Here is a 6000-nt window from a genome sequence, read left to right on the forward strand (position 1 = left end):
GCCATGCTGACAGAAAATCCAACAGGGAGACCCCAAGATGAAGATCGGCTGCCCCAGCGAGATCAAACCCCAGGAATTCCGCGTCGGCCTGACGCCCAACGCGGCCCAGGAAGCCATATCGCATGGCCACGAGGTCATCGTCCAGAGCGGCGCCGGTGCCGGCGCGGGCTTTGAGGACGAAGCCTACAGCGCCGTGGGCGCCGGCATCGTCGACAGCGCCGAACAGGTCTTTGCCGAGGCCGAGATGATCGTCAAGGTCAAGGAGCCGCAGGCCGGCGAGCGCAAGATGCTGCGCGAGGGGCAGTTGCTGTTCACCTATCTGCACCTTGCCCCCGATCCCGAGCAGACCCGCGACCTGCTGGCCTCGGGTTGCACCGCGATTGCCTATGAAACGGTGACCGACGGCCGCGGCGGGCTGCCGCTGCTGGCGCCGATGTCCGAGGTGGCGGGCAAGCTGGCGCCGCAGGTCGGCGCCTGGACGCTGCAAAAGGCCAATGGCGGCCGCGGCGTCCTCATGGGCGGCGTGCCCGGCGTCGGCCCTGCGAAAGTGGCGGTGATCGGGGGCGGCGTCGTCGGCACCCATGCGGCCCGGGTGGCCGCCGGGATGGGCGCGGATGTCACCGTGCTCGACCGCTCGCTGCCGCGGATGCGCTATCTCGACGACGTCTTCGGCGGCACCTTCAAGACAATGTATGCCAGCGCCGGCAACACCGCCGAGATCGCCCGCGAGGCCGACATGGTGATCGGCGCGGTGCTGATCCCCGGGGCCGCCGCACCCAAGCTGATTTCGCGCGCGCAGCTCTCGGAGATGAAGCCCGGCGCGGCGCTGGTGGACGTGGCGATCGATCAGGGCGGCTGTTTCGAAACCTCGAAGGCCACCACCCACGCCGACCCGATCTACGAGGTCGACGGCATCATGCATTACTGTGTCGCCAACATGCCGGGCGCCGTCGCGCGCACGTCGACCATCGCGCTGGGCAATGCCACCATGCCCTTCATGCTGGCGCTGGCCGACAAGGGCTGGAAACGCGCCTGCGCCGAGGACGAGAACCTGCTCAACGGGCTGAACGTGCATGCCGGCAAGCTGACCTATGGCGCGGTGGGCCAGGCATTGGGCATCGAGGTGGCGGCACCGAGCACGCTGGTGAGCGCAGCCTAGGCGATGGCGGAGGGGGCTCTGCCCCCACCTTGCGGGCCCTCCGCGATATTTTCGAACAGAAGAAGGATCGGGGGGCGGCGCCGCGGCATGCCGGGTCTTTCCCCTGTCCCCCCTTTACGGTATCTCCCGGCCAAACCGATTGACTGACCGGAAGCGACGCACATGAAATTCACCCTGTCCTGGCTCAAGGATCATCTCGACACGCAGGCCTCGGTCGATGAGATCACCTATGCGCTCACCGATCTCGGCCTCGAGGTCGAGGAGGTCTCGAATCCGGCCGAGCGGCTGGCGGAATTCACCATCGGCAAGGTCGTCAGCGCCGAGAAACACCCCGATGCCGACAAGCTCAAGGTCTGCCAGGTGGCCACCGCCGAGGGCGAGACCCAGATCATCTGCGGCGCGCCCAACGCGCGCGAAGGCATCACCGTGGTGATCGCCAAGCCCGGTGTCTATGTGCCGGGCATCGACACCACCATCGGCGTGGGCAAGATCCGTGGCATCGAGAGCTACGGCATGATGTGTTCCGAACGCGAGATGGAGCTGTCGGAAGAGCATGAAGGCATTATCGAACTGCCTTCGGGAGAGGTCGGTCAAAGCTACACCGACTGGCTGGCCGAAAACGACCCGGCCAAGGTCGACCCGGTGATCGAGATCGCCATCACGCCCAACCGCCCCGACGCGCTTGGCGTGCACGGCATTGCCCGCGACCTGGCGGCGCGCGGGCTGGGCAAGCTGAAGACCCCCGACCGGCACCATGTCGAGAGCCAGTTCCCCTGCCCGATCGCCATCCGTATCGACGACGACACCCGCAAGGACGGCTGCGAGGTCTTTGCCGGCCGGCTGATCCGCAACATCGAAAACGGCCCCAGCCCGCAGTGGCTTCAGGACCGGCTGCGCGCCATCGGGCTGCGGCCGATCTCGAAGCTGGTCGATATCACCAATTTCTTCACCTATGACCGCAACCGGCCGCTGCACGTCTTTGACGCCGACAAGGTCAAAGGCAACCTCCGGGTGCACCGCACCCGGGGCGGCGAGTTGCTGACCGGGCTGGACGACAAGGAGTACACTTTCGCGGCAGGCCAGGTCGTGATCTCCGACGATCAGGGCGTCGAGAGCATCGGCGGCATCATGGGCGGGCTGGCCACCGGCTGCACGCTCGAGACGACCAATGTCTTTCTCGAGGCCGCGGTCTGGGATCACATCCAGATCGCCATGACCGGCCGCGCGCTCAAGATCAATTCCGACGCCCGCTATCGCAACGAACGCGGCATCGACCCGGCCTACAACATGCAGGCGCTGGAGGATGCGGCGCAGATGATCCTCGATCTCTGCGGCGGCGAAGCCTCGTCGATCGTGATGGCCGGAGAGGTGCCGAATGTGGCCCGCGCCTATGAGCTCGACCCGAAGCGGCTGCAATCGCTGGTCGGCATGGAGATCCCCGAGAGCGAGCAGCGCCAGATCCTGACCTCGCTGGGATTCCGGCTCGAAGGCAATACCGCGCAGGTGCCGTCCTGGCGCCCCGATGTGCTGGGCACCGCCGACCTGGTGGAAGAGGTGGCCCGTGTCGCCTCGCTGACCAAGCTGCCGGCGAAACCGCTGCCGCGCCCCTCCGAAGGCGTGCCGCGGCCGATCCTCTCGCCGATGCAAAAGCGCGAGGCGGCGGCGCGGCGCGGCACGGCGGCGCTGGGCTACAACGAATGCGTGACCTACAGCTTTATCGACGAGGCCTCGGCCCGGCTCTTTGGCGGCGGCGAGGATGCGACCCGGCTGGCCAACCCGATCTCGTCCGAGATGAGCCACATGCGCCCCGATCTTCTGCCCGGGCTGTTGCAGGCGGCGGCGCGCAATCAGGCGCGCGGCTTCATGGACATGGCACTGTTCGAGCTCGGCCATGTGTTCTCGGGCGGCGAACCCGGCGAACAGGGCACCCAGGTGGCGGGCCTGCTGGTCGGCCGCACCGGGCCCAAGGATGTGCATGGCGCGTCGCGAGCGGTGAATGTCTTTGACGCCAAGGCCGATGCAGAGGCGATCCTGGCGGCGATGGGCGCCCCGGCCAAGGCGCAGATCCGCCGCGACGGTCCGGGCTGGTGGCATCCGGGCCGCCACGGGGTGATCTGCCTCGGGCCCAAGAAGGTGCTGGGCATCTTCGGCGAGCTGCACCCCAGGGTGTTGCAGGCGATGGACGTGAAAGGCCCTGCGATGGCCTTCACCCTCTTCCCCGAAGATATCCCGCTGCCGCGCAAATCCGGCGCGACGCGTCAGGCGCTGGAGCTGAACGACCTGCAAGCGGTGGAACGCGATTTCGCCTTCGTGCTTGACGCGGATGTGGCGGCGCTCGACGTGGTCAACGCCGCCGGCGGCGCCGACAAGGCGCTGATCTCCGAGGTGCGGGTGTTCGACGAATTCATCGGCGGCTCGCTGGGCGAAGGCAAGAAGTCGCTGGCAATCACCGTGCGGCTGCAACCCTCGGAAAAGACGCTGACCGAGAAGGACATCGAGGCGGTGTCGTCCAAGGTTGTCGCCAAGGTCGAAAAGGCAACCGGCGGCGTGCTGCGGGGGTAGTTCGGCCGGGTCCCGGGCGGTGGGTTGCATACCCGCCGCATATCCCGGCCCGCGCTAACGCCTAAACCGCCTCCGCCTCCAACCACACGCCGCCCTCGGGCCGCAGGGTGATGATCATCACCGGCCCCGGGGTGCGCCCGTCGACCGGCGTGAACCGGAACCGCGACAACAGGGTCGCAAGGATGATCACCGCTTCCTGGATGGCGAAACTGGCGCCGATGCAGATCCGCGGACCGTCACCGAACGGCAGATAGGCATAGCGCGGCACCGCCTTGCGATCGGCAAAGCGCTCGGGGCGAAACGCGTCCGGCTCCCGCCACAGCAAGGCGTTGCGGTGCAGCGCATAGATCGGCACCATTACGGTATCCCCGGGCCGCACCTCGCGGCCGCAGAGCGTGTCGGCTTTCCGCGCGGTGCGCGAAATGATCCCGGCCGGCGGATATAGCCGCATCGCCTCGTCGACGATCTGCCGGACATAGGGCAGCTCTGCCACATCCTCGCCCCCCGCCGCGCGGCCCTGAAGCAGGGATTGCGCCTCAGCACGGGCGCGTTCCTGCACCTCCTGATCGAAGGCACAGAGATAGAGCGACCAGGAAAGCGCCAGCGCCGTAGTCTCATGGCCGGCAACAATGAAGGTCAGCAGGTTGTCGCGCAGCTCGGCCACCGACATCCGACGTTTGGTCTCGGGGTCCTCGCCGGCCAGCAGCAGGTCGAGCAGGTCGGGCACGCCGTCATGGCCGCGCGCCGCGCGGGCGTCGATCGCGCTGTCGGCGACGCTTTTCATCTGCCGCACCGCATTGCCCGAGAGCAGGCGCCCGGGGCGCGGCACCCAGTCGGGAAAGCCCAGCATGTCAAACAGGGAGATCTTGCCCGCAGCGGCGATGTAATCGTCAATCGCCCGGTGCACACCGGATTTGTCGAACACGCTGTCGCCGGAGAAGGTGACATCCGAGATCACATCGAAGGTGGTTGTCACCATCTCGTCATGCAGGTTCACCGCCCGGGGCCCGGCGGCGGAAATGCGGGCGCAGCAGCGTTCCGCCGCCGCCGTCATGATCGGCGCCAGGTTCATCACGTTGCGATGGGAAAACACCGGTGCCGCGGCGCGGCGCTGCCAGCGCCAATGCGCCCCCTCGGCAATGAACAGGGATTCGCCGATCGCCGGACGCAGGAGGTTCTTGGTCACCAGCGACTTGGGGTAATCGTCGAGCCGTTCCAGCAGCATCGCGCGGATCGCATCCGGATCCATCACCATGTGCCAGCGCGCCCCGGTCCTGCCCGAGACCATCGGCTGGGTCGTGGCAATTTTCGGTATGATGCTCAACAGGTTGCGCCGCGCGGCCGAAAGGCTCGCCAAGAGCCCGAGCGGGCGTGTGCCCAGTGGCACATGCACCGGCAGGCGCGGCGGCAGTGTGGTGTCCGGCATGGCGCTCTCTCCCTTGCCTACAAGATATAGGTGGCTGGCGGCCGCGTGCAATTGCGCCACCTTGTCCACTGGGCTAGGTAATGGCCTGCACGATCCAACCAAGGACCACTGCCCGATGCGCGCCCTGATTGCCCTCCTCGCCCTTGTCGCTCTTGTCTCCTGTGGCGATGGCCGCGATCTCGACGAAGCCCCGGCGCCGCTGGGCGATTTCAAGCTGGGGCATTCGATCGTCGTCGCGCCCAATCTGGTCAAGGGGCCGCTCTCGCGCGAGGCCAGCAAGGAGCAATGGATCGCTGCGATGGACGCGGCGGTCGAGGACCGGTTCCGCCGCTACGAGGGCGCCGACAAGAAGCTCTATCACTTCGGCATCTCGGTCGAGGGCTACGTGCTGGCCCAGGTCGGCGTGCCGCTGGTGCTGCAACCGAAATCGGTCCTGATCTTTCGCGTCACCGTCTGGGACGACGAAAAGGGCATCAAGCTGAACGAGGAGCCGCATGAGATCACCGTGCTCGAGGCGATCAGCGCCGAGACGGTGGCGGGCTCGGGCCTGACCCAGACCGCCGAACAGCAGATGGAGAACCTGGTGATCAAGGGCACCAAGCAGCTCGAGGTCTGGCTGGGGGTGCAACAGAAGCGCCACGGCTGGTTTACCCCCGAGGCGAGGGTCGAAAAAGCCGAAGACGGCAAGAACACCAACAAGGCGGCCGAACCGGTCAACTGACGCTTGATTTTCCTCTTCAAAGCCAATATCTCGCCCGCGATGTAGCAACGGGCCAAGTCCGGCCCCCCAGACCACGAGGCGCCAGAAGACATGGCAAAGGAAAAGTTTGAGCGTTCCAAACCGCACTGCAAC

General features: G+C 66.7%; 4 protein-coding genes. 3 read left to right on the plus strand and 1 reads right to left on the minus strand.

Annotated features, from left to right (window positions below):
• Positions 1 to 37: 37 nt before the first annotated feature.
• Both ald and pheT read left to right on the plus strand, forming a co-directional pair.
• A complete protein-coding gene (gene ald / locus PVW49_RS11555) occupies positions 38 to 1159 on the plus strand; it encodes an alanine dehydrogenase (RefSeq protein ID WP_074835893.1) in 1122 nt (373 codons plus the stop codon).
• Positions 1160 to 1321: 162 nt separating this feature from the next.
• Entirely contained in the window at positions 1322 to 3721 is a 2400-nt protein-coding gene (gene pheT, locus PVW49_RS11560) for a phenylalanine--tRNA ligase subunit beta (protein WP_274590583.1), read from the plus strand.
• A gap of 61 nt (positions 3722 to 3782) precedes the next feature.
• Here pheT and PVW49_RS11565 read toward each other — a convergent pair whose 3' ends face one another.
• A complete protein-coding gene (locus PVW49_RS11565; protein ID WP_074835896.1) occupies positions 3783 to 5147 on the minus strand; it encodes a cytochrome P450 in 1365 nt (454 codons plus the stop codon).
• 115 nt (positions 5148 to 5262) lie between these two features.
• Between PVW49_RS11565 and PVW49_RS11570 the strand changes: the two genes are divergently transcribed.
• Positions 5263 to 5868: a hypothetical protein gene (locus PVW49_RS11570; protein WP_048533163.1), complete on the plus strand. Its 606-nt coding sequence runs from the start codon at positions 5263 to 5265 to the stop codon at positions 5866 to 5868.
• The last annotated feature ends 132 nt before the right edge of the window (positions 5869 to 6000 follow it).

The sequence above is a fragment of the Marinovum sp. PR37 genome (assembly GCF_028807375.1).
Classification (GTDB): domain Bacteria; phylum Pseudomonadota; class Alphaproteobacteria; order Rhodobacterales; family Rhodobacteraceae; genus Marinovum; species Marinovum algicola.

Coding starts and splice junctions, on each gene's coding strand:
- ald (WP_074835893.1), top strand. CDS start 38: ATGAAGATCGGCTGCCCCAGCGAGATCAAACCCCAGGAATTCCGCGTC.
- PVW49_RS11565 (WP_074835896.1), bottom strand. CDS start 5,147: ATGCCGGACACCACACTGCCGCCGCGCCTGCCGGTGCATGTGCCACTG.
- PVW49_RS11570 (WP_048533163.1), top strand. CDS start 5,263: ATGCGCGCCCTGATTGCCCTCCTCGCCCTTGTCGCTCTTGTCTCCTGT.
- pheT (WP_274590583.1), top strand. CDS start 1,322: ATGAAATTCACCCTGTCCTGGCTCAAGGATCATCTCGACACGCAGGCC.